Source organism: Pseudomonas sp. UBA6315 (assembly GCF_002438125.1).
Taxonomy (GTDB): domain Bacteria; phylum Pseudomonadota; class Gammaproteobacteria; order Pseudomonadales; family Pseudomonadaceae; genus Aquipseudomonas; species Aquipseudomonas faucium.
On record NZ_DJTF01000166.1, the window covers coordinates 74220 to 97228 of the forward strand.

At 65.0% G+C, this 23009-nt stretch carries 16 protein-coding genes; all 16 read left to right on the forward strand.

Features of this window, described 5'->3' with window-relative positions:
• Positions 1-5 precede the first annotated feature (5 nt).
• Positions 6-488 (forward strand): type VI secretion system baseplate subunit TssE, encoded by a 483-nt coding sequence (gene tssE / locus B3E94_RS19510; RefSeq protein WP_176517279.1) that lies wholly within the window; start codon positions 6-8, stop codon positions 486-488.
• Entirely contained in the window at positions 488-2320 is a 1833-nt protein-coding gene (gene tssF / locus B3E94_RS19515; RefSeq protein ID WP_286914781.1) for a type VI secretion system baseplate subunit TssF, read from the forward strand. The genes tssE and tssF overlap by 1 nt, the downstream gene beginning before the upstream one ends.
• Positions 2284-3354 carry a type VI secretion system baseplate subunit TssG gene (gene tssG, locus B3E94_RS19520; RefSeq protein ID WP_286914783.1) on the forward strand — a complete coding sequence of 357 codons (1071 nt, stop codon included), beginning with the start codon at positions 2284-2286 and terminating at the stop codon, positions 3352-3354. The genes tssF and tssG overlap by 37 nt, the downstream gene beginning before the upstream one ends.
• Positions 3351-5951: a type VI secretion system ATPase TssH gene (gene tssH / locus B3E94_RS19525; RefSeq protein WP_286914784.1), complete on the forward strand. Its 2601-nt coding sequence runs from the start codon at positions 3351-3353 to the stop codon at positions 5949-5951. Before tssG ends, tssH begins: the two co-directional genes overlap by 4 nt.
• A gap of 72 nt (positions 5952-6023) precedes the next feature.
• On the forward strand, positions 6024-6740 hold the full coding sequence (gene tssJ / locus B3E94_RS19530) for a type VI secretion system lipoprotein TssJ (protein ID WP_286914785.1): 717 nt from the start codon (positions 6024-6026) through the stop codon (positions 6738-6740).
• Positions 6733-8076, forward strand: coding sequence for a type VI secretion system baseplate subunit TssK (tssK, locus tag B3E94_RS19535; protein ID WP_286914786.1), 1344 nt, complete (start codon positions 6733-6735; stop codon positions 8074-8076). Before tssJ ends, tssK begins: the two co-directional genes overlap by 8 nt.
• On the forward strand, positions 8073-8786 hold the full coding sequence (gene icmH / locus B3E94_RS19540) for a type IVB secretion system protein IcmH/DotU (RefSeq protein ID WP_176517285.1): 714 nt from the start codon (positions 8073-8075) through the stop codon (positions 8784-8786). Before tssK ends, icmH begins: the two co-directional genes overlap by 4 nt.
• Positions 8787-8807: 21 nt before the next feature.
• Positions 8808-12689, forward strand: a complete 3882-nt coding sequence (locus tag B3E94_RS19545) for a type VI secretion protein IcmF/TssM N-terminal domain-containing protein (protein ID WP_286914788.1) — start codon at positions 8808-8810, stop codon at positions 12687-12689.
• Between the two features lie 34 nt (positions 12690-12723).
• Positions 12724-13647, forward strand: coding sequence for a type VI secretion system-associated protein TagF (tagF, locus tag B3E94_RS19550; RefSeq protein WP_286914789.1), 924 nt, complete (start codon positions 12724-12726; stop codon positions 13645-13647).
• Positions 13644-16136, forward strand: coding sequence for a type VI secretion system membrane subunit TssM (gene tssM, locus B3E94_RS19555; RefSeq protein WP_286914790.1), 2493 nt, complete (start codon positions 13644-13646; stop codon positions 16134-16136). Before tagF ends, tssM begins: the two co-directional genes overlap by 4 nt.
• A 107-nt stretch (positions 16137-16243) precedes the next feature.
• The gene (locus B3E94_RS19560; RefSeq protein WP_176517289.1) at positions 16244-16762 is read left to right on the forward strand and encodes an Hcp family type VI secretion system effector; all 519 of its coding nucleotides are present in this window, start codon (positions 16244-16246) and stop codon (positions 16760-16762) included.
• Between the two features lie 99 nt (positions 16763-16861).
• A complete protein-coding gene (gene tssA / locus B3E94_RS19565; protein ID WP_286914791.1) occupies positions 16862-17947 on the forward strand; it encodes a type VI secretion system protein TssA in 1086 nt (361 codons plus the stop codon).
• A 35-nt stretch (positions 17948-17982) separates the two neighbouring features.
• Positions 17983-18237, forward strand: coding sequence for a PAAR domain-containing protein (locus tag B3E94_RS19570; RefSeq protein WP_176517291.1), 255 nt, complete (start codon positions 17983-17985; stop codon positions 18235-18237).
• An 11-nt stretch (positions 18238-18248) separates the two neighbouring features.
• Positions 18249-19370 (forward strand): hypothetical protein, encoded by a 1122-nt coding sequence (locus B3E94_RS19575; protein WP_286914793.1) that lies wholly within the window; start codon positions 18249-18251, stop codon positions 19368-19370.
• A complete protein-coding gene (locus tag B3E94_RS19580; RefSeq protein WP_286914795.1) occupies positions 19370-20230 on the forward strand; it encodes a hypothetical protein in 861 nt (286 codons plus the stop codon). The genes B3E94_RS19575 and B3E94_RS19580 overlap by 1 nt, the downstream gene beginning before the upstream one ends.
• 36 nt (positions 20231-20266) lie before the next feature.
• The gene (locus tag B3E94_RS19585; protein WP_286914796.1) at positions 20267-22963 is read left to right on the forward strand and encodes a type VI secretion system Vgr family protein; all 2697 of its coding nucleotides are present in this window, start codon (positions 20267-20269) and stop codon (positions 22961-22963) included.
• The last annotated feature ends 46 nt before the right edge of the window (positions 22964-23009 follow it).

Sequence of the window (23009 nt, forward strand, 5' to 3'; positions counted from 1 at the left end):
CACCCATGAGCCGTCACTACCAATTGGTACCCACGCTGCTCGATCGCTTGCTCGATGATGTACCGCATCAGGCAAGCGAGGCGGTGTCCGGGCGCCTGTGCTCTTTGGCCGATTACAAGGCCAGCCTGATCCGCGACCTCGAGGTGCTGGTCAATACCCGCCAGTGCCTGGTCGCCGAGCGCCTGGGCAGCCATCCGCAACTGGCCGGCAGCATCCTTGAGTACGGCATGCCCGACTTCACCAGCAAGGGCGTGCTCAACCCCGAGGACCGGCGGTTGATCCAGGCGCAGCTGGAACGCGCCATCAGCGTGGGCGACAAACGCTTTCGCGCGGTGCGCGTGCAATTGATGAACCAGCAAGTGGGCCACCGCATGCTGACCTTCCGGGTCGATGCGGTGCTGCACCTGCAGGACGCCACGCGCCAGGTGTCCTTCGATGCGGTACTCCAGGTCAATACCCAAGAATACAAAGTGCAGAACCTCAACTGATGCTCGACGATCTGCTGCCCTACTACGAAAAGGAACTCTCGCACCTGCGCTACCTCGGGCAGGAATTTGCGCGCGAGTACCCGAAAATCGCCTCGCGCCTGCTGATCGAAGGGGACAACTGCGAAGACCCGCACACCGAGCGCCTGATCGAAGCGTTTTCGTTCCTTTCGGCACGGATTCATAAAAAGCTCGATGACGAGTTTCCGGAAATCGTCGAAGCCTTCCTCGAAGTTCTCTACCCGCATTACCTGCGCCCTACCCCGGCGTTGTCGATCGCCGAGTTCTGCGCCGGCAACCGGGCGGCGTTGACCGGCTGCCATACCATCGAGCGCCACAGCGAAATCGCTTCGCGCGTTGTCGACGGTGTCGCCTGCCGGTTCCGCACCTGCTACCCGGTACAACTGTGGCCCGTCGCGGTCCAGGATGCCGCGTTCGTCGAACTCGAACGCTCGGTGTTCAACGGCCACAGCGCCGACCTGGTCGCCCACCTGAAAATCGCCCTGGCGGCGACCACTGACCAGCACTTCGGCCAGCTGGACATCCACTCGCTGCGGTTCTTCCTCGACGGCGAAAGCACGTTGATGCTGCAACTGTACGAACTGTTGTTCAACAACCTGGCCAAGGCCACCCTGAGCTTCACCGAGAATGGCCAGCGCCGCGAGATCGGCCTGCCCGCCGATGCCCTGCAGGCCGTGGGTTTCGAAGCCGCCGATGGCCTGGTCGACTACTCGTCGCGCTCGTTCGCCGGCTACCGCCTGCTGCATGACTACTTCACCTTCCCCGACAAGTTCATGTTCTTCGACATCGGCGGGCTCAAGCGCAGCCTGGCCGGGCGTGACCTGCGCACGCTGGAGATCAACTTCTACTTCGCCCACTTCGAGCTGGGCGAGCGCCTGGTACGCCTGGCGCAGAACATCGGCCGCAACAACTTCAAGCTCGGCTGTACGCCGATCATCAACCTGTTCAAGCATCAGGCCGAGCCGATCAAGCTGACCCACGCGCTGCCCGAATATCCGGTGACCCCGGACGTGCGCCTGCAAGGCAACGCCGAAGTGGTGTCGATCGACCGCGTGCTGCGGGTGCGCAAGCTGGCTGGCAAAGACACGGTCAGCGCCTGCAACCCATTCTTCGAACCGCGCGGTGAGCTGGGCCCGGATGCCTGCTACTGGATCGGCCGCCGGCAACCGTCACGGCGCGGCAGCCAGGGCGGCACCGACATGCTGATCCGCGTGGTCGACCGCGAGCTGGACCTGATCGACACCAGCAACGACACCCTGAGCATCGCCCTGACCTGCAGCAACCGCGACTTGCCGCAACTGCTCAGCTACGGCGGCAACCAGAGCGACTTCAGCCTCGACCAGGACGGCGTGGTCGACAGCATCCGCATGCTGCGCAAACCCACCGCCACGGCCCGCGTGCCCCTGGGCGAAGGCCTGATCTGGCGGCTGGTCTCGCACCTGTCGCTGAACCACCTGTCGCTGGTGGCCAATGGCAAGGAGGTGCTGCAGGAAATGCTCAGCCTCTACAACTACCGGCGCACATCGGCCGTGCGCAAGCAGATCAGCGGCATCCTGTCGATCAAGAGCGAACCGGTGGTGGCGCGCATCGGCCACCCGCGGCCGAATTTCGTGCGCGGCGTGGGCATCACTCTGGAACTGGACGAAAGCCAGTACATCGGCAGCGGCGTGTTCCTGTTCGGCAAGATCCTCGACCACTTCTTCAGCCAGTACTGCACCGTCAACAGCTTCACCCAACTCACCCTGCGTACCCGTCAGCGGGAAAAGAGAATCGTACAATGGCCAGCCAGAACCGGCGATCAACCCCTGGTCTGATCGACCAGGCACGCGCGGAGCCCTACCGGTTCGAATTCTTCCAACTGGTACGGCTGCTGCGCCTGCACTACAGCCGTGCCGGGCGTATCGACCCGGAAACCCGGCCGCATGAAGACCCGCTGCGTTTTCGCTCGCAGCTGTCGCTGAACTTCCCAGTCAGCGAAGTCAGCGAACTGAAGTTCGAGCGCGCCGAGCGCAGCAACATCAACGGCCAGCCGCTGTCCGAGGTGCAGGTGACCTTCATGGGCCTGGTGGGCCCGTCGGGCGTGCTGCCGCGGCCCTACACCGAGCTGCTGATGAACCGTCACATCCAGTACCGCGACGATGCCGCGCACGCGTTCCTGGACCTGTTCTCCCACCGCATGGTCGCGCTGTTCTACCAGGCCTGGCAGAAGTACCGGTTCCACATCGAGCATGAGCGCAACGGCGCCTCGGACTTCGAACGCTACCTGCTCAACCTGGTGGGCTTCGGCGAGCAAGGCCAGAAGCGCAAGTTCGGCGAAGCCGGCACGGGGTTGCGCCACGAGCTGTTCAGCCATTTCGCCGGGTTGTTCACCCAGCGCCCGCGCAACCCGCAGAACCTGCAGGCGATGCTGTGCTTCTACTTCGGCCTGACGTTCACCGTAACTCAGTTCGCCGGGCGCTGGCTGCAACTGGCGCCCGAGCAGTGCACGCGCCTGGGCCGGCAGAACGCCCAGCTGGGCCAGAGCAGCGTCGCCGGCAACCGCGTCTGGGACTACCAGTCGTGCGTGCGTATCGAGATCGGCCCGCTGGAGCTGGCCGATTACCAGCGCTTGCTGCCGGGCACCGATACCTACCGCAAGCTGGTCGAGCTGGTGCGCTTCTACCTCGGCCCGAGCCTTGATTTCGAACTGGCACCGCAACTCAAGCCCGAAGCCGTACCGGTTGCCCGCCTGGGCCGCCAAGGTGGCGTGGCGCTGGGCTGGATGGGCTGGCTGAAGCGGCCCGGCAGCCAGGCCAAGCCTGTGCGCTGCGGCATTTTTAGTATTCCTTTTGATGGGGTCTCGCTGTGAATCTCAAGTCCTTGTTTGCCAAGCTCAACGACACCTGCCGCAGCGCCACCGAGAGCGCCGCCGCGCTGTGCCTTGCCGAGCGTCACTACGAAGTGGACATCGAGCACGTGCTGTTGCAACTGCTCGAAGGCGACGACAACGACCTGCGCCCGCTGCTGCGTCATTACGATGTGGTGGTCGAGCGCCTGCAATCGCAGCTGGCCCAGGCACTGGAAGGGTTCAAGACTGGCAACACCCGCACCCCCGCCCTGTCGCCGCACATCACCCAGCTGATCGAACGCGCCTGGGTGCTGGCCTCGATCGAATACGCCAGCCAACAGATCCGCAGCGGCTACCTGCTGCTGGCCCTGCTCAATGACCCCGACCTGCGCCGGCTGGTGCTGGCCAGCGCGGCCGAACTGGAAAAGGTCAACGTCGACGACCTGCGCGCCAACCTGGCCGAGCTGATCAGCGCCAGTGGCGAAGCCCAGCAGGCCACGGCGCTGGCCGCCGCCGGCAGCGCAGCGCCCGCCCGGGCCGCGGGGTCGGGGAAGACCCCGGCGCTGGACCAGTACACCGTCGACCTGACTCGCAGTGCCCGCGAAGGCCGGATCGACCCGGTGCTGGGCCGCGAAGCCGAAGTCCGGCAGATGGTCGATATCCTCACCCGCCGCCGGCAGAACAACCCGATCCTCACCGGCGAAGCCGGCGTCGGCAAAACTGCCGTGGTCGAGGGCCTGGCCCTGCGTATCGCCCAGGGCGATGTGCCGGCGCCACTCAAGGGCGTCGCCATCCACACCCTGGACCTGGGCCTGCTGCAGGCCGGTGCCGGGATCAAGGGTGAGTTCGAGAACCGCCTGAAATCGGTGATCGAGGAGACCAAGCGCAGCGTCCACCCGATCATCCTGTTCATCGACGAAGCCCACACGCTGATCGGCTCCGGTGGCCAGGCCGGGCAGAACGATGCGGCCAACCTGCTCAAGCCAGCTTTGGCGCGCGGCGAATTGCGCACCATCGCCGCCACCACCTGGGCCGAATACAAGAAGTACTTCGAAAAAGACGCCGCCCTCGCCCGCCGCTTCCAGGTGGTCAAGGTTGAGGAGCCAGACGAACAGCAGGCTATCTATATGCTGCGCGGGCTGCTCGACAAGATGCAGGCGCACCACCGCGTGGCGGTGATGGACGATGCCCTGGTGCAGGCGGTGCGCCTGTCCAGCCGCTACATCACCGGCCGGCAGCTGCCGGACAAGGCTGTCAGCGTGCTCGACACCGCCTGCGCCAGGGTTGCCCTGGGCCAGAGCGCGCAACCGGGGCGTCTTGAAGACTGCCTGCGCCTGGTCGGCCACCTGCAGGCGGAAATCACCCTGCTGCAGCAGGAGCAACGCCAAGGCAGCGACCACCAGCGCCGGCTCGAGCAACTGCACGAACAACTCGCTCAGGCCAGCGAGCGCCAGCAGCGGCTGAACCTGCAGTGGCAGCGCGAGCTGGAACTGGTGCGCCAGATCCACGCCCTGGGCGAGGCCAGTGACACCGACAACCGCGCCGAACTGGCCGCACTGCGCAACCAGTTGGCCGATGTCCAGGGCGAGGAGCCGCTGGTCCACGCCCTGGTCGATGGCGCCACCATCGGTGAAGTGATCGCCGGTTGGACCGGCATCCCGCTGGGCAAGATGCTGCGCGACGAAATCGACACCGTGCAGCGCCTGCCCGCGCTGATGGCCGAGCGCGTGCTCGGCCAGGACCACGCCCTGCACGAGATCGGCAAGCGCATCAAGATTTCCCGGGCGCGCATGGAAGACCCGAACAAGCCGATCGGCGTGTTCCTGCTGCTCGGCCCCAGCGGCGTGGGCAAGACCGAGACCGCCCTGGCCCTGGCCGACACCCTCTACGGCGGCGAGCGCAACGTGATCACCATCAACATGTCCGAGTACCAGGAGGCCCACACCGTCTCCAGCCTCAAGGGTTCGCCACCCGGCTACGTCGGCTATGGCGAAGGCGGCGTGCTGACCGAGGCGGTGCGCCGCAAGCCCTACAGCGTGGTGCTGCTCGACGAGGTGGAAAAGGCCCACCCCGACGTGCTCGAACTGTTCTTCCAAGTGTTCGACAAGGGCGTGCTGGACGACGGCGAAGGGCGCGAGATCAACTTCCGCAACACGGTGATCATCCTTACCTCCAACGTCGGCACCGAGCACATCATGCGCACCTGCCTGGGGGCCGTACAGGCCCCAGCCCCGGCGCAACTGGTCGAGGACCTGCGCGAGCAGCTCAATGCCGTGTTCAAGCCGGCATTTCTCGGCCGCCTGAGCATCGTCCCCTACTACCCAGTGCAGGACGCCATTCTCGAACGCATCGTCGGCCTGAAGCTTGCGCGTATCCGCCAACGCTTCGAGCACAACCACCAGGCCCAGCTGCACTTTGGCCCGGCGCTGGTGCCGGCGATTGCCGCGCGCTGCACCGAAGTCGACAGCGGTGCACGCAACATCGACAACATCCTCTCGGGCAGCCTCATGCCGGACCTGGCCGAGCATGTACTGGCGCGCATGGCCGAGGACCAGCCGATCAACAGCCTGCGCATCGACCTGGATGAGGCCGGTGGTTTCACCTACAGCCTGGCGTAAGGGATACACACGTTGACGCAGGGACCATCGGCAGCACGGGTGCTGCCAGAGCGAATCATCAGGAGCAGGGCAATGGGCAGGTTACTGGGTGTATTGATCGTGGCATCGGCGCTGAGCGCCTGCGGCATCACCGACCGGGTCGGCAAGCGAGTCGACGACACGTGGGCTGGCGACATGCTGTTCAGCAGCGACGAGCAGGTGATCCTCACCATCGACGGTGGCAACCAGCTGAACCCGGACGCTGCCGGCACGCCGCTGTCGGTGGTCACCCGGATCTACCAGCTCACCAGCGTGGAGCGCTTCGTCAGCAGCGATGCCGACACCTTGCAGCAGCACCCGGAGCAGGCGCTGGGCAATACCCTGCTCGACAGCCGTGAGCGGGTGGTGCTGCCCGGCATCGGCGACATCCAGCGCTGGCCCTTGAACAAACAGGCACGCTACGTGGCCGTGGCCGCCTTCTTCCGCGATGAAAGCGGTGGCCGCTGGAAGATGGCCTTCAACGCCGACGCCTTCCGCAAGGACGGCATCTTCTTCTCCTCCAGTGGCGGCCGCATCCTGCTCGACCACAACGCCATCACCGCCGAGCGCGGCCAGGACGTGCTGCAGCTGCCCAACCAGCAGGCCGTGGCCACTTTGCAGCCGGCGCAACCGCAGCCCACCGTGGCCCAGCAGCTGCAGGCCAAGGCGCTGGACTCCGCGCAGCAGGCGGCCGAACAGGCCGCCGACCAATCCATGAAGAAATCGATGAACAACCTGTTCGACTCAGCACGGGAAGGTATCCATGAGTAAGAAAAGCCGTGTGATGTGGTCGGAGGGCATGTTCCTCCTGCCCCAGCACTTCCAGTACCAGGACGAGTTCCACCAGCACCAGCTGGCCCAGGCAAGCCTGCGCAGCTCGCCGTTCCATTGGGGCGTGCAGGCCCTGGAAGTCGACGAGCAGGCCCTGAGCGGCGGCATCCTGCAGCTCAAGCGCCTGCACCTGGTGTTCCCTGACGGCTCGGTGTTCGATGCCCCGCAGCACGACCCGCTGCCCGCCGCCCGCGACCTCAAGGACGTGATGCAGGGCTCGGGCCTGAAGGTGTATGCCGCCCTCAAACTGGCAGAACCCTACAGCGCCAACTACCTCGAGGAAGGTGCCGAACGCCAGGGCGCACGCCGCTACCGCAAGGCCTTCGATACCCTGCCCGACCTCAACGAAGGCGACCTGGAGAACGAGATCACCAGCCTGCGCCTGAACGTGGTGCTGCTGGTCGATGGCGATGCCCTGGACGGCTACAGCTATTGCCCGCTGCTGCACCTGCAGCGCAACAACCTCAACGCCTTCAGCGTCGACAGCCAGTTCGTCCACCCCGCCTTGCACCTGGGCGCCCACGGCACCTTGCTGACCATCGCCCAGCGCCTGCTGGCGCTGCTGCAGAGCAAGAGCGAAACGTTGTCCGGGCGGCGCCGCGAGCGCGCCGACCAGATCGCCGAGTTCTGCTCCAGCGACGTCAGCCTGTTCTGGCTGCTGTACACCGTCAACCGCGCCTACCCGGGCCTTGCCCACTTGCTGCAGCACCCGCGGCTGCACCCGGAGCAGTTGTACCGCTTCCTCGCCGAACTGGCCGGCAGCCTGCTGACCTTCTCGCTCACCGCCCGCCTGGATGACATTGCGCCCTACGACCACCACGATCCGGCCGCCTCGATGCTCAAGCTCGACCGGCTGGTGCGCGAGCTGCTCAACAGCGTGGTGCCCAACCAGTACATCCCGATTGCGCTGGACCAGACGCGCCCGTCGTACTACGTCGGCCGCCTCAACGACCCGCGCCTGGCCGATGCCGACTTCTACATCTCGGTGCACGCCGACATGCCCGGCGCCCAGGTGCTGGAACTGGTGCCGCGGGCGTTCAAGGTCGGCTCGCCGGAAGACATCGAAGTGGTGGTCAACACCGCCATGCCCGGCGCCACGCTCAACCACTGCGTGCGCACGCCCAATGCCATCCCGGTGCGCCTGGACAACCAGTACTTCGCGATCGAACCGCATGGCCGCGTGTATGAACGCATGATGGGCGCCAACGCCATCGCCTTCTACGTGCCCAGTGCCTTCAAGAACCTCAAGCTCGAACTGATGGCGGTGCTCAAATGACTGTTGCCGTAATGCCAGGCGGCGTGACCGCCGTCGAACAACCCTCGACCCTCAAGGATCTGGTCAAGGACTTCCTGACCATGGCGCTGATGATTCGCCGGGGCAACAAGGTAGTCGACGTCAAGCGCCTGCGCGCCAGTGTCGATGAGTTCTTCCCGGCGCTGGAGCGCGATGCGCGGCGTGCCAACTACAGCGTCGAGCAGGTCAAGGACGCCCAGTACGCGCTGTGCGCGTTTCTCGACGAGAGCGTGCTCAATGCCGGCCCCAGCGAGATCCGCAACCAGATCGAGATCAACCCGCTGCAGTTCCAGTACTTCGGCGTGCACCTGGCCGGCCAGGGCTTCTTCGACAAGCTCGACAGCCTGCGCAGCGACGTCAAGCGCAACCTCGATGTGCTCGAGGTGTACCACCTGTGCCTGGCCCTGGGCTTCGAGGGCAAGTACAGCCTGGAGCAGAAGGACCAGCTGCGCTACATCGCCAACACCCTGGGCCAGGACATCGCCCGCCACCGTGCGCCACGCAAGGCACTCGCCGCGCAATGGGCGCTTCCCGACCAGGTCTCGCAGATGCTGCGCTACGAAGTGCCGCTGTGGCTTTACCTGGTGCTGGTGGCACTTGTCTGCGGCGCCGTGTACCTGACCCTGGACTGGTTGCTGGGCAAGGAAGTCGCGGCATTGGCAGAACAGGTCCGACAACTGTTCGGCGTTTAACTTGGGTACGGTCAGGAAGACATGAAAGCACTACTGCGCTGTTTGAAGAATTTCTGGTTCGCGCTGGCCCTGGGCTGGGTGATCGGCTTGTTGATCTGCTGGTTCGCCCTGCCGCGTTGGCAGCTGGCACCGGAGCAGGTGTACGTGGCCATGACGCTGTTCAGCGCGCTGTGCCTGTTGCTGGTGGTGCTGCGCCAGTACCGGCGCATCCGCGCCGAGCAGAACATCGAGCACCTGGTCCAGCTGGAAGTCGACCGTTCGCTGGGCAGCGAAGGCGAGTTTCGCGATCAGCATGTGCTGCGCGAGCGCCTCAAGCACGCCATCGCCATGCTGCGTTCGGCACGCTCGGCAGGGGGTGGCGGCGCCTCGGCGCTGTCCGACCTGCCGTGGTACCTGGTAATCGGCATGTCGGCCTCGGGCAAGACTTCGCTGTTGACCCGCTCCGGGCTGCATGCCTCGATTGCCGGCGCCCAGGCCAGCGGCTTCGACAGCGGCACCCAGCACTGCGACTGGTACTTCAGCCCCGAGGCGGTGCTGATCGACACCGCCGGGCGCTACCTGCGTGACGATGCCTCGGCCAGCGAGTTCGCCGCGTTCCTCAAACTGCTGCGCAAGCAGCGCAGCAAGCCTGCGGTCAACGGCCTGGTGCTGGTGGTAAGCCTGCCGGAGATCATCTGCGCCACGGTTGCCGAACGCGAGGCCATCGCCGCACGCCTGGTCGGGCGCATCGACGAGTACAGCGAGTGCCTGGGGGTCAACCCGCCCCTGTACCTGATGCTGAGCAAGACCGACCTGCTGCCGGGCTTCAACCAGGCTTTCGAAGGCCTGGACAACAGCCAGCGCCAACAACCTCTGGGCATGACCTTCCCGCTCGCCGAGGTGCGCAGCAAAGGCGAGCGCGCCGTGGCTCAAGCGCGCTTCAGCCAGTTGCTGGGCAGTGTTCGCGAACACGTCGACGGCCAGCTGATCGGCGCCGGCAACACGGCCGACGTCGAGCTGCTGCAGTTCCCCAATTATTTCGCCGAGCTGGCCAGCGTGCTGGGCGGCTTTCTGGAGCAGTTCGAACGCACTGCCGAAGGCCGCACACCGCCGATCGTGCGCGGCGTGTACTTTACCAGCGCACTGCAGACCGACGAGCAACTGCCGCCGGTGTATGAAGATGCGCTGGGCGCCCATTACGCGCTACAGGCCAGCGAACGCGCAGGTACCGGCCGGCCTGCAGAAAAGATCGGTGACAAGAGTTACTTCATTACCGGCACCTTCCGCGAGGTGGTGTTCCCCGACCGCAACCTGAGCCTGTACTACTCGCGCCAGGGGCGTACCCGCGCCCTCACCCCGGCGCTGGCCGGTGCCGCAGCCCTTGCCGGCGTGGCGCTGCTGGCCTGGGAAGGTGTGTCGTTTCACAACAACCGCCAAGTGCTGGGCAGTATCGGCGGCGAACTGAGCGAACTCGAACAGGCGCCGGACCAGGCCGAGCGCCTGGCTTCCGGCCAGGCCATGGAGCAGCTGCGCCGCTACCTGGGCGAGTTCGAGGGCTACGATACCCAAGGCGTTCCGCTGGCGCTGGGCGCTGGCCTGTACAGTGGCGCCGACCTGCTCGGCCCGCTGCGCCAGGCTTACCTGCAGCAACTGCGCACCCAGGCCCTGGAGCCGATCGGCAAGCAGCTGCAAGTACAACTGCGCGCGCTCAACCAGTTTGCCGAAACCGTCGACCGCACCCCGTTGGCCGACAGCGGCAAGCGCCGCCCGGCCAACGCAGCGGCGAGCAACGCCGCCCCCGCCCAAGGCGTCAAGGTATTCAAGGCGCCCCAGGTGGCCGAACGGCTGACTGCCGTCGCCGGCAACGGCAGCCAGGCACTGGGCCAGGAAGGCCGGCGCCGCGCGCTCGATGCGCTGCAGGACAAGGCCCGTTCGGTATCCAGCGCCGACTCCTCCGAAGACACCGCTCTCACCGCCGGGCTGTCGCTGTCCGAAGACAGCCTCGGACGCCTCAGCGAGCAGCAGATCGCCTCGGTGATCGAAGCCTACAGCGCGCTCAAGCTCTACCTGATCCTGTCCAACCCGCAGGCGCACCCGGATGCCGATTTCGTCGCCACCGAGCTGCCACGCGCCTGGGCCGAGGCGGCGCAGGCACAGGGGCAGGCAATCAGCCCCGAGCTGATCGCCGCCAACAGCGCCATGTACGTGCGCTACCTGCAGCAAGGCACGGCGCCCGCCCTGCGGCGCAACGAGCAGCTGGTCACCGATGCGCGCCAGAGCCTGCGCTCGTTCATGATCGCAAGCTCCCTGGTCGACCGCGAATACCTGCGCCTGCAACTGGAATCCGGCCGCCAGTATCCGGCGCTGACCCTGGCCGACATGGTCCCGGCCAACAGCCGCAACCAGCTGTTCTCGGCAGAATCGGTACCGGCTTTCTATACCCGCCAGGGTTGGGAAACGTTCGTCCAGCCCGAGCTGATCAAGCTGCTCTCGGGCGAGCTGCGCAACGACAGCGACTGGGTGCTCGACGGTGAAGGCGGCAATGGCCTGGTGCAAAAGGCCAACTTCATGCGTGAGCTGCTGGCCCGCTACAAGGCCGATTACGCCGATGCCTGGTTCACCTTGCTGCAAGGCGTGGGTGTGCGCCACTTCACCGACATGGCCAATGCCAGCGAACGCCTGACCGTGCTCAGCGACGTGCAGAACTCGCCGGTCAAGAGCCTGCTGGCCGCGGTCAACCACAACACTGACTGGGACCTGCCCAAGCAGGCCTCCGCCTCCCCGGCCAATGCTGCCGAGGACAGCTTCTGGAGCAGCATCAAGGGCGTGTTCGCCAGCCAGGGCGCTGCAGCAGAAGCCATCGTCGCCAAGCTGCCACGGGTTGACGACGCCAGCCTGGCCAAGCGCTTCGAGCCGGTCTCGCGGCTGTTCGCCGCGCAAAACGCCGAGGGCGCCGACAGTACCGTGATGGACCGCTACCTGGCTGCCCTGCGCAAGCTCAAGGTGCGCCTGAGCAATATCCAGCGCTCCCAGGACGTGGGCAAGAACAGCAAGCTGCTGATCAGCGAAACCCTCGAAGGCCAGCCTTCGGAAGTGACCCTGGTGCGCAACTACATCGAGACCAGCGTCGACACCAGCGCCGGCAGCCTCTCCGAGTCGCTGCTGCGGCTGTTCAATTCGCCGCTGCAGTACACCTGGGAAACCCTGCGCGACCCCGCCGGGCAGCAGATCGCCAAAGCCTGGGCGCAGGACATCGCTCGCCCCTGGCAGCAAGTCATGGCGCACCGCTACCCGATCGTCGCCAGCAGCGACAACGAAGCCTCGGTCAAGGACCTGCAGCGCTTCGTCGACCCCGACAGCGGCTTGCTGCCGGCCTTCAAGCGCAACCAAATTGGCAACCTGGCCGCAGGCGAAGGGCTGGGCATGGGCAGCGGCAACAACACCAGCCCTCTGGTCAACGCGCGGATGGTCGACAGCATCGACAAGGCCAGTTCCGTGGGCCAGGTGATCGCCAGCCTGTCGGACCGCGAGAACGGCTTCGAGATCATGCTCGAACCGTCCGCCCGCTACACCGACATCATCTTCACCCTCGATGGCCAGGAGCAGCACTACCGCAACGGCCGCACCAGCTGGAACCGTTTCGCCTGGCCAGGTAGCAACAACACACCGGGCGCACGCCTGGACGTGGTGACCCTGGAAGGCCAGCGCATCACCGTGTTCGACTACCCCGGCCGCTGGGGCCTGCTGAAGATGAATGACAGCGCCCGGGTCAGCGACTTGGACACCATCCAGCAGCGTTTTACCTGGCAATCGGTGGCAGGCCCGGTGAGCCTGGTGGTACGCAACTATGGCGGGGTGAAGATGACCGACCTGGCCCAGGTCAAGGCACTGAGCGTGCTCAATGACAGCGCGCGGGTGAACTGACGATGGCAAGCACGATGCAAGGAGCCGGTGCACGATGATCGGGTGTTTCGGCAAAGTCCCGGCCAGCGCCGACTTCGTCAGCCTCAACGGCGCCCTGCCGGAGGTCTGCGAGTTCGACCTGTGGCTGCAGAACGGCCTTGGCCGGATGCAGGCCGAAGCCGACTGGCGCGAGCGTTTCGACGCCCTGCCGGTGTGCTTCTTCTGCTACCGCAGCCGCAGCGGGCAGTGGCTGCTCGGCGGCTTCATCAGCTCGCGCGACACCAGCGGACGGCGCTACCCGTTCATGGTGTTCCAGAGCATCCGCGTGGAACACGACGGCCAGTTCGTCAGCCCACACATCCTCAGCGAGCTGTTTGCCGGGCAGATCAAGCCGCTGCTGATGCAGGCCGCGCAAGGCAGCGACATGGCCGAGCTGTTCGCCCGGATCAAGGCCATGCGCGGCTGGACCGCGCAAGACCTGGACCTGTACCGCCGGGTGCACGAGAAGTTTCTGCGCGATTTCAACCTGCACGACGTCGCCCGGCCGTTGCGCCACAGCTACCCGGAGTTCGACACCCAGGCCGGCATGGCCAGCCTGTACCGCCTGCGCGCCGCCCTCAAGCACGGGCAGCCTGCCGCGATCAACCTGCCCCTGCCTGCGCAGAGCGGGCTCAAGCGGCCGATGGCCGACCTCTGGTGCACGCTGCTGTCACGCTTGCGCGGCAGCGCCGGCATGCCGGATGTCAGCGTGCTGGTGGACAATTTCATGCGCCCGGGCCTGCTGTGCTTCGCCTCGCGCGGCTGCGACGAGGTGTACCGCGTGCTGACTGGCGTGGCCGGCGCCCATGAGCGCTACAACCTGCTGGACCCTTTGCCCCAGCCAGCGGCAGGTGGCGCCTTGGCGCTGCCAGCCGACGACCTGGCGCTGAACGATTTCATTGAGCGCTTTGCCAGCGCGCGGGACGAACAGTATCGATGAACAGGCTCAAGTACTACTTCTTCAAATACCAGCCGTATGTGCTCGGCGTGGTGTTCTTCCTGGCCATCTTCCTGGTTTGGGCGGCTGGCGTAGCGCTGGGCTTTGCCTCGCTCTACAGCCTGCTGGCCGGTATCGGGCTGTTCATGCTGCTGTCGGCCGCCTACGTGCTGCTGATGTACCGAGGCGTGTCCAACCACCACGACCTGCAGGCCCTGCTGCGCGATGACGCCGACCAGGCGGTGCTCAACGCCAGCCCCCAGGACCGCGAAGAAGTGAGCCTGCTGCGCGAGCGCCTGTTGCAGAGCCTGGAGCGCATGCAGGGTTCGGCCAAGCCGGGGGCGAACAAGGACGCCCTGTATGCCCTGCCCTGGTACCTGGTGATCGGCCAGCCGGCCTCGGGCAAGAGCACCATGCTCTACCAGTCCGGCCTCACCTTCCCCTACGCCGACCGCGAAGGCGCACGGGTTGCAGGCCTTGGCGGCACACGCAACTGCGATTGGTTCTTCAGCTCCGAAGCCGTGCTGCTCGACACCGCCGGGCGCTACATCGACAACCAGGAAGAAGCCGGCAAGTGGCGCGCCTTCCTCGGCCTGCTGCGCCAGCACCGCCAGCGCCGCCCGCTCAACGGCCTGATCGTGGCTGTCAGCATCGAAGACATCCTCAATGCCGGCGCCGAAGGCCGCGAGCGCCTGGCCAAGCGCCTGCGCGAGCGTATCCAGGAGGCGCACGAGTTGCTGGCGCTGCGCTTGCCGATCTACCTGGTGTTCACCAAGTGCGACCTGCTGCCAGGCTTCACCCATTTCCTGCGTCAGCTCGACCCCGCCGCCCGTGACGAGGTCATGGGCAAGACCTTCGCCCACGAAGGCTTCGCACAGGCCGATTGGGGCAGCCGCTTTGCCAGCGCGCTGGACGCGTTGGTCGAGCACTGGCAGGCACTGGCCGACCAGCAAGTGCTTGAGCAGGACATCCAGCTGACCCGCCAGGACCCGGCCGCCTACCGCCTGCCGCTGGAGCTGGCGGCGCTCAAGCCACTGCTCAATGGTTTTGTCGCCGACCTGCTGCGCGCCAACCCTTACCAGAGCGCCGAACTGCTGCGTGGTTTCTACTTCACCAGCGCCCTGGACGCCGATGAGCCGGCCCAGGGAGCCTATGCCCGCCAGGTGCGCGAGCGCTTCGCCCTGGCCGCGCCTGCCCACACCGCGGGTGGCCACAACCAGGCCGCGCCGCTGTTCATCGCCAGCCTGTTCCGCAAAGTGATCATCCCTGACCAGCACCTGGTGGCGCTGTACACCAGCAACCACCGCGAGGCCCGGCGCAAGGCCGCCTGGGTCGCCGCCGCTGGCGTTGCGGGGTTGGCGTTGTGCCTGGCCTGGGGCTGGTCGTACAGCAACAACAAGGCCGCCATCCAGGCCGTGGCCGGCAATCTGCAGGCCGCCCAGCAACAGGACGCCGCAGCCAGCCAGCAGTACACCGATTGGCACACCCTCGACCAGCTGCGCCAGGCGGCGGCCGAACTGTATGCCCGCCACCACGTCGACGGCGTGCCGCTGGCCATGCGCATGGGTCTGTACAGCGGCCACGACATCGAGCCCTTCATCCGCGAGCGCTATTTCGCCCAGCTGGAAAAAGTGATGCTCAAGCCCACCGCCGACAACCTGACGCGCTCGCTGTACCTGCTCAGCAGCATCAAGATCTACCAGCGCAATGCCGCGCGCCTGGAAGCGGTGAGCGGCATCGACAGTGTCGAGCCGCGCGCCCTGCCGGTGGACAACCGTGCCCAATCGGTCGCCACGTTCGGCCAGACCACCCTGGACACCTACCTGATGCTGTCCAAGGCCCAGCGCGAGCAGGCCGAGCCAGCCGTGCTCAAGGCGCGCATCCCCGACTACTGGTACCCGGCGATCTACAAGCAGGTGCCACCCACTGCCGGGCAATCCGCGCAAGCTGCCGGCGAAGCCGACGACTACCAGTTCGCCGGGCGCCAAATCGCCTTCTACAGCGACCAGGTCCGCGAACCGGACGTGCCGCGCATCCTCAACAACGCGTTCCTGATTTCCAGCTCGCGCAACTACATCAACAGCCTGCTGTCGCGCTCGCTGCGTGCCATCGAGACCATCACCCTGGAGTCCGACACGCTGTTCGCCTTCGGTCGCGCCGACTTCCAGAGCCTTGAGGCCGCCGGCCAGCGCCAACTGAGCAGCATCGCCAACAAACTGCTGAACACCCCCAACGTCGGCAAGATCGTCATCACCGGCCACGCCGACCAGATCGGCGATGCGCAGAGCAACCTGCAGGTTTCGCGGCAACGCGCGCAGACCATCAAGACCTACCTGGTGGGCAAGGGCCTGCCGGCAGAACTGGTCGACGCCGTGGGCGAAGGCAGCAACAAACCGCTGGTGCGCTGCAACCTGCAAGCGCCGCGCGCCGAACTGATTCAGTGCCTGGAACCGAACAGGCGCGTAGAGATCGAGGTCCGGGCACTTGATTGACGCCCGGTCTCAATACGACCCCGGTGAACCGTTCGCCGGGGTCAACCTCAGGGCAGGTCCACGCTATGGATCATGGAAGCCCTTTACACCTATGGAGAAACGTAAAAATGGCATTTGACGCTTACCTCAAGATTGACGGCATCCCAGGCGAAGCACTGGACGACAAGCACAAGGACTGGATCGAAGTGCTGGGCTACCAGTACGGCGCCACCCAGGCCACTTCGGCCACTGCCAGCTCCTCCGGCGGTGCGTCGTCCGAGCGTGTCAATCTGAGCGACTTCACCATCCGCAAGTACGTCGACAAGGCCTCTGCCAAGGCCTTCGAGGCGTGCTGCAAAGGCCAGCACATCAAGGAAGTGGTGCTGAACGTGAACCGTGCCGGTGGTGACAAGGTGACCTACCTGACCATCACCCTCGAAGAAGTGGTGATCTCCTCGGTCAACTTCCTTGGCAACCTGCCGATCGACGGCGAAGCCAAAGCCGAAAGCGACCTGCCGATGGAAGAGATCAAGTTCAACTTCTCGCGCATCAAGACCACCTACACCCAGCAGAAGCGTTCCGATGGCGCAGGTGGCGGCAAGGTCACCGGCGGCTGGGACCGTTCGCTGAACAAGGTCTATGCCTGAGCCTGACCTGAGCTGCCGCCGGTAACGGGCAGCTCGCTCGAGGGTCCCGTGCCGCCTCGGCACGGTGACCTTCCTTTTACCTTTGCTGCAGAGCCGTCCATGACCGACATTCTCGACGACCTTTCATTGTCTGCCTTGCGCGCCCCGATCGATGGCGGTGCCGGCGAGGACCTGAGTTTTTCCAGCCTGTTCGATCAGATCAAGGAAGCTCGCCGCGCCGATGCCGACTACCTGACCCAGGGCGACTGGCAAACCGACCTCAAGCAGGCCGACTGGGAGCAGGTGATCCAACTCGCTGCGGCCGGCCTCACCGAGCAAAGCAAGGACCTGATGCTGGTGGCGTGGCTGAGCGAAGGCCTGGCCCACCGCAAGCACTTTGTTGGGGTCCGTTTTTCCCTGGCAGTGGCCCAGGCCCTGCTGGAAGATTTCTGGGACACGCTGTACCCCGCCCTCGACGAGGGTGTGGAGGAACGCGCGGCCCGCCTGGCGTGGCTGACTACCACGCTGACCCAAGTGGTGCGCACCCTGCCAATTACCCAGGGGCAACACTACAGCCTGCACAAGTACGAAGAGTCGCGGCAGGTCGAGAACCTCGCCCGGCAAAACCCTTCGGCAATGCACCAGGCACTGGAAGAAGGCAAGATCAACGCCGAACTGTTCCAGCGCTCGGTGGTGCTCACCGACACCGAACACCTGCACCTGCGCCACGCCCAGATCAGCCAGTGCCTGCACGCCTGCCAGCAGCTGCAAGCGGCCGCCGACGCCGCGTTCGAGCGGGATGTACCAAGCTTCCTGGCACTCAATGACGTGCTGCTGGACGCCCGCCAACTGGTCGAGCGCCTGCTCAAGGAGCGCGGTGTGGAACGGCTCACGGCGCCCGCCCCGAGCGAGCCCGAGCACAGGCCAGAAGCCGACGCCGTTGCCACCCGCCCCCCCACGCAGCGCAGCAGCGATGCGCCCCTGCGCACCACCCCGCTGAACCGCGAGGAAGCCTTTGCCCTGCTCCAGGGCGTGGCGCAATTCTTCAAGCAGACCGAACCGCACAGCCCGGTGCCGTACCTGGTGGAGCGGGCGATCAAGTGGGGCAACATGCCACTGGAGTCCTGGCTCAACGATGTGATCAAGGACAGCGGCGTGGTCGATGGCATCCGCGATGTGCTCGGCACCTTGCAACCTCGTGACTGATTTGTGGTCCTAGCCGCCAGAAAAGGAGTTTCGACATGCGTCCGATCATTCTCTTGAACGACCCCACCGACCGCGGCGGCATGGTCGTGCAGGGCTCATCCTCCACCGTGGTCAACGGCCGCGCCGTGGCCCGGATGGGCGACAAGGTGATGTGCCTGCACGGTGCCTGCGTGATCGCCAGCGGCGACAGCACCACCCTGGTCGACGGCATGCCGGTGGCCCGCCATGGCGACAAGACCGCCTGCGGCTCCAGCCTGATCGCGACCAACAGCGACACCGGAATACTCTAAGGACAGCCCGCATGTTGAAACCCTTTGCCCAGGGCCACCGTTCACTGTGGGATGTGATCGGCGAGCGACGCGAACAGCAACAGCGCCTGGCCCCACCGCCGCGCCCCGTGGCGCACTACGACAGCACGCGCATGGGGCTGGCCGATGCCTGGCTGTGGCTGCCCAACCTGAGCCCGGCCGAGGCCAGGGCCGGCAAGGCGCTGGGCAAGCTGACCGCCGATTTCGAACACGACCCACGGCTGGTCAGCCCGGCCGGGCACCGGCGCAATGTGCGGCGCATCCGTGCAGGTACTGAGCGCGCCGAAGTCCATGCCCTGCCAAGGGCGCGGCAACTGCTACAAGGCATGCTCGGCCAGTGGCACGACTTTGCCGCCGAGCTGGACTGGGAGCAGACCCAGGTCGTGCTGTTCGCGCCGACCGACATAGAGGCCGACCCGTGGCTGGATGCTGCGCTGGAAATGTGGCCATTCGACTACCTGCCCGGGCACGGTTTCATCGCCCCCGAGCAAACCTTCGCCACCTGGCTGCCCTGGGCGCTGCAGAACGACCTGCAGGCGCCGAACCTGCTGTGCATCGGCCTCGACTCGTGGGCGACCCTGGCCAGGGCCGGCGGCCTTGCAGGCGAGCGCATGGCAGGCGAAGCGATTGCCGTGCTGAACCTGCAACGGGTCGACCTGGCCAACCCCGAAGGCAATGCGCGCTGGCAGCTTTATCCGCCAGTGACCGAGGCCCATGGCCCGCGCGCCTTGCAGCCGCGCAAGAGCACGGGCGGCCTCGAGCAGGTGGCCGAGCAGTTGTGCGAACGCAGCCGTATGGCAATCGCCGAAGTGAAGGCCCTGGTCACGGACGGCCACCACGACGACAACCGGCTTGAGCACCTGTATCAGTTCCTCAACACCTGCCTGCCCGACTGCGACCTGCAGCAGCACGTTATCGGGCATGCCCTGCTGGCGGGCGAATACGGGCATGGGATCAGCGAGATGAGCGCGCTGGCGCTCGCCTTGCAGGCGGCCAACAGCCTGGAGGGCGCGGTGCTGGTGTTCGATCGGCATGGCTCGACGCAGACCCAGGGGTGGTTGCTTGGCCCTTCGCAGGTAGCAGTTGCTGGCCTGCAAACGAGTGAGCACACCTGATGATGAAGTTCGCCAGATATGCATTTTTGCTGGGGCTTGTCGGCTGTGGGGAGGCGGACATGAATCGCGAAAAGCCCACTATACGATTTGAAATTGATACACCTATTGACAAGGCCCTTTCATCGTCATCAGTCGACTTTAAAAAGGACTGCATGCAAGGCCTGTGCCTCTACAAATTCTCCCTATCATTCGCCAACACCTTGCGGGCGGATTTGTCGATTAACTCCAACAATGGAAATTTAAAATTTGACGACGTTGTTAGCACCACACTGGGCACTTTTGAAAACAACACTATCAACAATGCCAGAGTGACACTCGGTGGCGTGCCGCAGGATTCCGAGCACGATAAAGCCATGCTTTATTTTTATCAGCAGGTGGAAAAATTACGATCTGCCGGCTGGAAAAGATATATTTTTCAAAACGAAGCGAGAATCTCCGGAACAGAGGCCGGCAAATTTGAAAATACTCGATCAATATTGGGCAAGCCAGTCGGTACTGGACCATGGAAAGACCCCGTTTTAAAGTTGAGCACCGAAGAGTGGCTTGCACTCCCAACGATAAACAGTTGGTACTTCTACAGAAACGGAGTGTATCTATTGCTTCGCGTTCAGCGCGAGAATGATACTCAAGCGCCCCAAAAGCAGGGATCGTATTTGTTTACACTCAGCTTTGAATCTGAAAGCGAATTTTATAAAGGCTTCGTTGAAGGCGAAAAAAACCGTGAAAACTGGAAGGCGCTTGTGCCCGCGGAACTCAAACGCATGGCCCAGGAACGCGCCCAAACCGAAGCACGCCTGAAGCAGATGGGCATCGCCATCGATGAAAACTACCAGGACCCGCCCATCAAGACCCTGGAATAACCCACTCTTCAGCCCCCACTCAGGAGATCCCTTGTCATGGACCTGACCTTCGGCACCCCGCTCTCGCAAAGCGGCCGCCTGCTGCAGCTGACCACCCCGCTGGGTGCCGACGCGCTCCAGGCCCTGCGCGCCCACGGCGTCGAGCGCCTCGGCCGTACCCCGCGCTACACCCTCGATGTGCTGGTGCAGGACACCGAGTACGACCCGGAGAAACTCATCGGCCAACCCGTCACCCTGGCGCTGCTCTGCGACGACGGCACCCAGGCCCCGCGCCACGGCCTGGTCGAGAGCGTGCGCTACCTGGGCAGCGACGGCGGCCTGCACGACTGGCAACTGGTGTTCGCGCCCTGGTTCAGCCTGCTCGAATACCGCAGCGACTGCCGCATCTGGCAGGACAAGAACCTGCCAGCCATTCTCGAAGCCGTGTTCGCCCAGTACCCCCAGGCCAAGGGCAACTACCGCCTGGACCTGCGCCGCGAGTACGCGCCGCTGTCCTACGTCACCCAGTTCAACGAAACCGACGCCAACTTCGTGCAGCGCTGGTGCGAGCTCGAGGGCCTGTTCTGGTACGTCGAGCACCAGGCCGACAGCCACTGCATCGTCTTCACCGACAGCGCCGACACCCTGCCCGCCCTCGCCCCGCAAAGCCTGCCGTTCCATACCCAGAGCGTGACCGAAAAACAGGACGGCATCACCCAGTGGAGCACCGGCTCGCAGCTGCTCAGCGGCAAGCTCAACTGGCGCAGCGTCGATTACCTGGCGCACAGCCAACCGCGGGAAAGCGTGATGCCGGCGCTGCAGGCCGCCTCCGCGCCTGCCGCCCTGGAGCGCTACGAATACCAGGGCCAGTACAACTGGCAGAAGCAGGAGCGCGGCGAGTGGCTGAGCCGCGTGCAGATCGAACAGCGCGAATCCCAGGCCCGCCGCGTGCACGGCCAGGGCGGGGTGCGCCAGTTGCAGGCCGGGCGCTGGTTCGAGCTGACCCAGCACCCGCTGTACGCACGCAAGGCCGCCGAGGCGCGGCAATTCATGCTGATCGAGGTGCAGTTCTTCGCTGAAAGCAACCTGCCCATGGCCCAGCAGCGCCGTGACGCGCCCGGTAGCCTCGCGGCCCTTTTCAAGACCGTGCGCCCAGCGCCGGAAGATTCACTGCTTGGCTCGGCGCAAAGTGCTGCGTCCTACGGTTTCTTCACCAGCCATTTCGAAGGCCAGCTGCACAGCGCGCCCTACCGCAGCCCGTTCGAACACGCCAAACCCACCTGCCCTGGCCCGCAGACCGCCGTGGTGGTCACCCCCAGCGGCCACGAAGTGTTCACCGACAGCCTCAACCGCCTGTGCGTGCGCTTCCACTGGGACCGCCTGAGCCAGGACGGTGAATTGAGTTCGTGCTGGCTGCGCATGCTGCAACCGAGCAGCGGCCCCGACTGGGGCAGCGTGCACGTGCCGCGCGCCGGCGAAGAAGTGGTGGTCACCTTCCTCGACAACGACATCGACCGCCCGCTGGTCATGGGGCAGGTGTACGGCGGCCACAAACCCGCCTGGCACTCCAGCGGCCTGATGAGCGGCTACAAGAGCAAGGAAGTCGGCGGCGGCGGTTTCAACCAGTGGGTGATGGACGACTCCACCGGCCAGGTGCGCACGCAAATCCACAGCAGCCACGGCCACACCCAGCTCAACCTCGGCTACCTGATCGACCAGCGCGGCAACAACCGCGGCGGCCTGCGCGGCACCGGCTTCGAGCTGCGCACCGACGCCTACGGCGCCCTGCGCGCCCAGCAAGGCCTGTACCTGAGCACCTGGAAGCGCAGCAACGCCGAAGGCGCCCAGCTCGACATCAGCGAAGCCCAGCAGCAGCTGCAGAACAGCGAACAGCGGCTCAAGACCCTCTCCGACACCGCCCAGCAGCACAACGCCGACGCCCTGCAAGCCGGCCTCGACAGCCTGACCCAGCTCAACGCCGACGCGGATGTGACCTACGGCAACGACAACAGCAGCCCCAGCCAGGGCCCGAGCGAACAGCAGCGCAACGGCGGCGACACCGCCTGGGCAATTCGCAACGGCGGGCGCGGCAAGACCCCGGGTTACCAGAAGCCGCTGCTGATCGCCTCTTCCCCGGCCGACATCGCCACCGCCACGCCGCAGAACACTCACCTGCACAGTGGCAAGCACCTGACCGTGAGTACCGGTGAGGATGTCAGCATCGCCAGCGGCAAGTCGCTGCTGGCCAGTGTGGTGCAGAGCATCAGTCTGTTTGCGCAGAACGCCGGGGCCAAGTTGTTTGCGGCCAAAGGCAAGGTGGAGTTGCAGGCGCAGAACGACGAAATGCTGCTGACCTCGCTGCAGAACATGAAGCTCAGCTCCACCGCGGCGGGCATCGAGATTGCGGCCAAGGATGGCATCTTGCTCACGAGTGGCGGCGGCTATATCCGCATCAAGGGCGGCAATATCGAAATTCACGCGCCGGGGACCATTGATGTCAAGGGGGCGAAGAAGACCTTTAGCGGTGGCACCAGCCTGTCGCATAGCTTCAATGAAATGCCCAAGACAGACTTTGCCGACCCTTACGTGATCAAGAAGCTCAGTACTGGAGAGCCTGCGGCGGGGGTAAAGGTTGAGGTGACGAGGGCGGATGGCAGCGTGATGCAGTATGTATCTGATGCGGCGGGGAAGATTCCGGTGCAACAGGGCCAGATTGCAGAGTTCTTGAAAATTAAACTATTGGGAGATGCATGATGAAGGCTACCTCGCAAAAGCACCTATCCAAATTCGGAAATGAGGG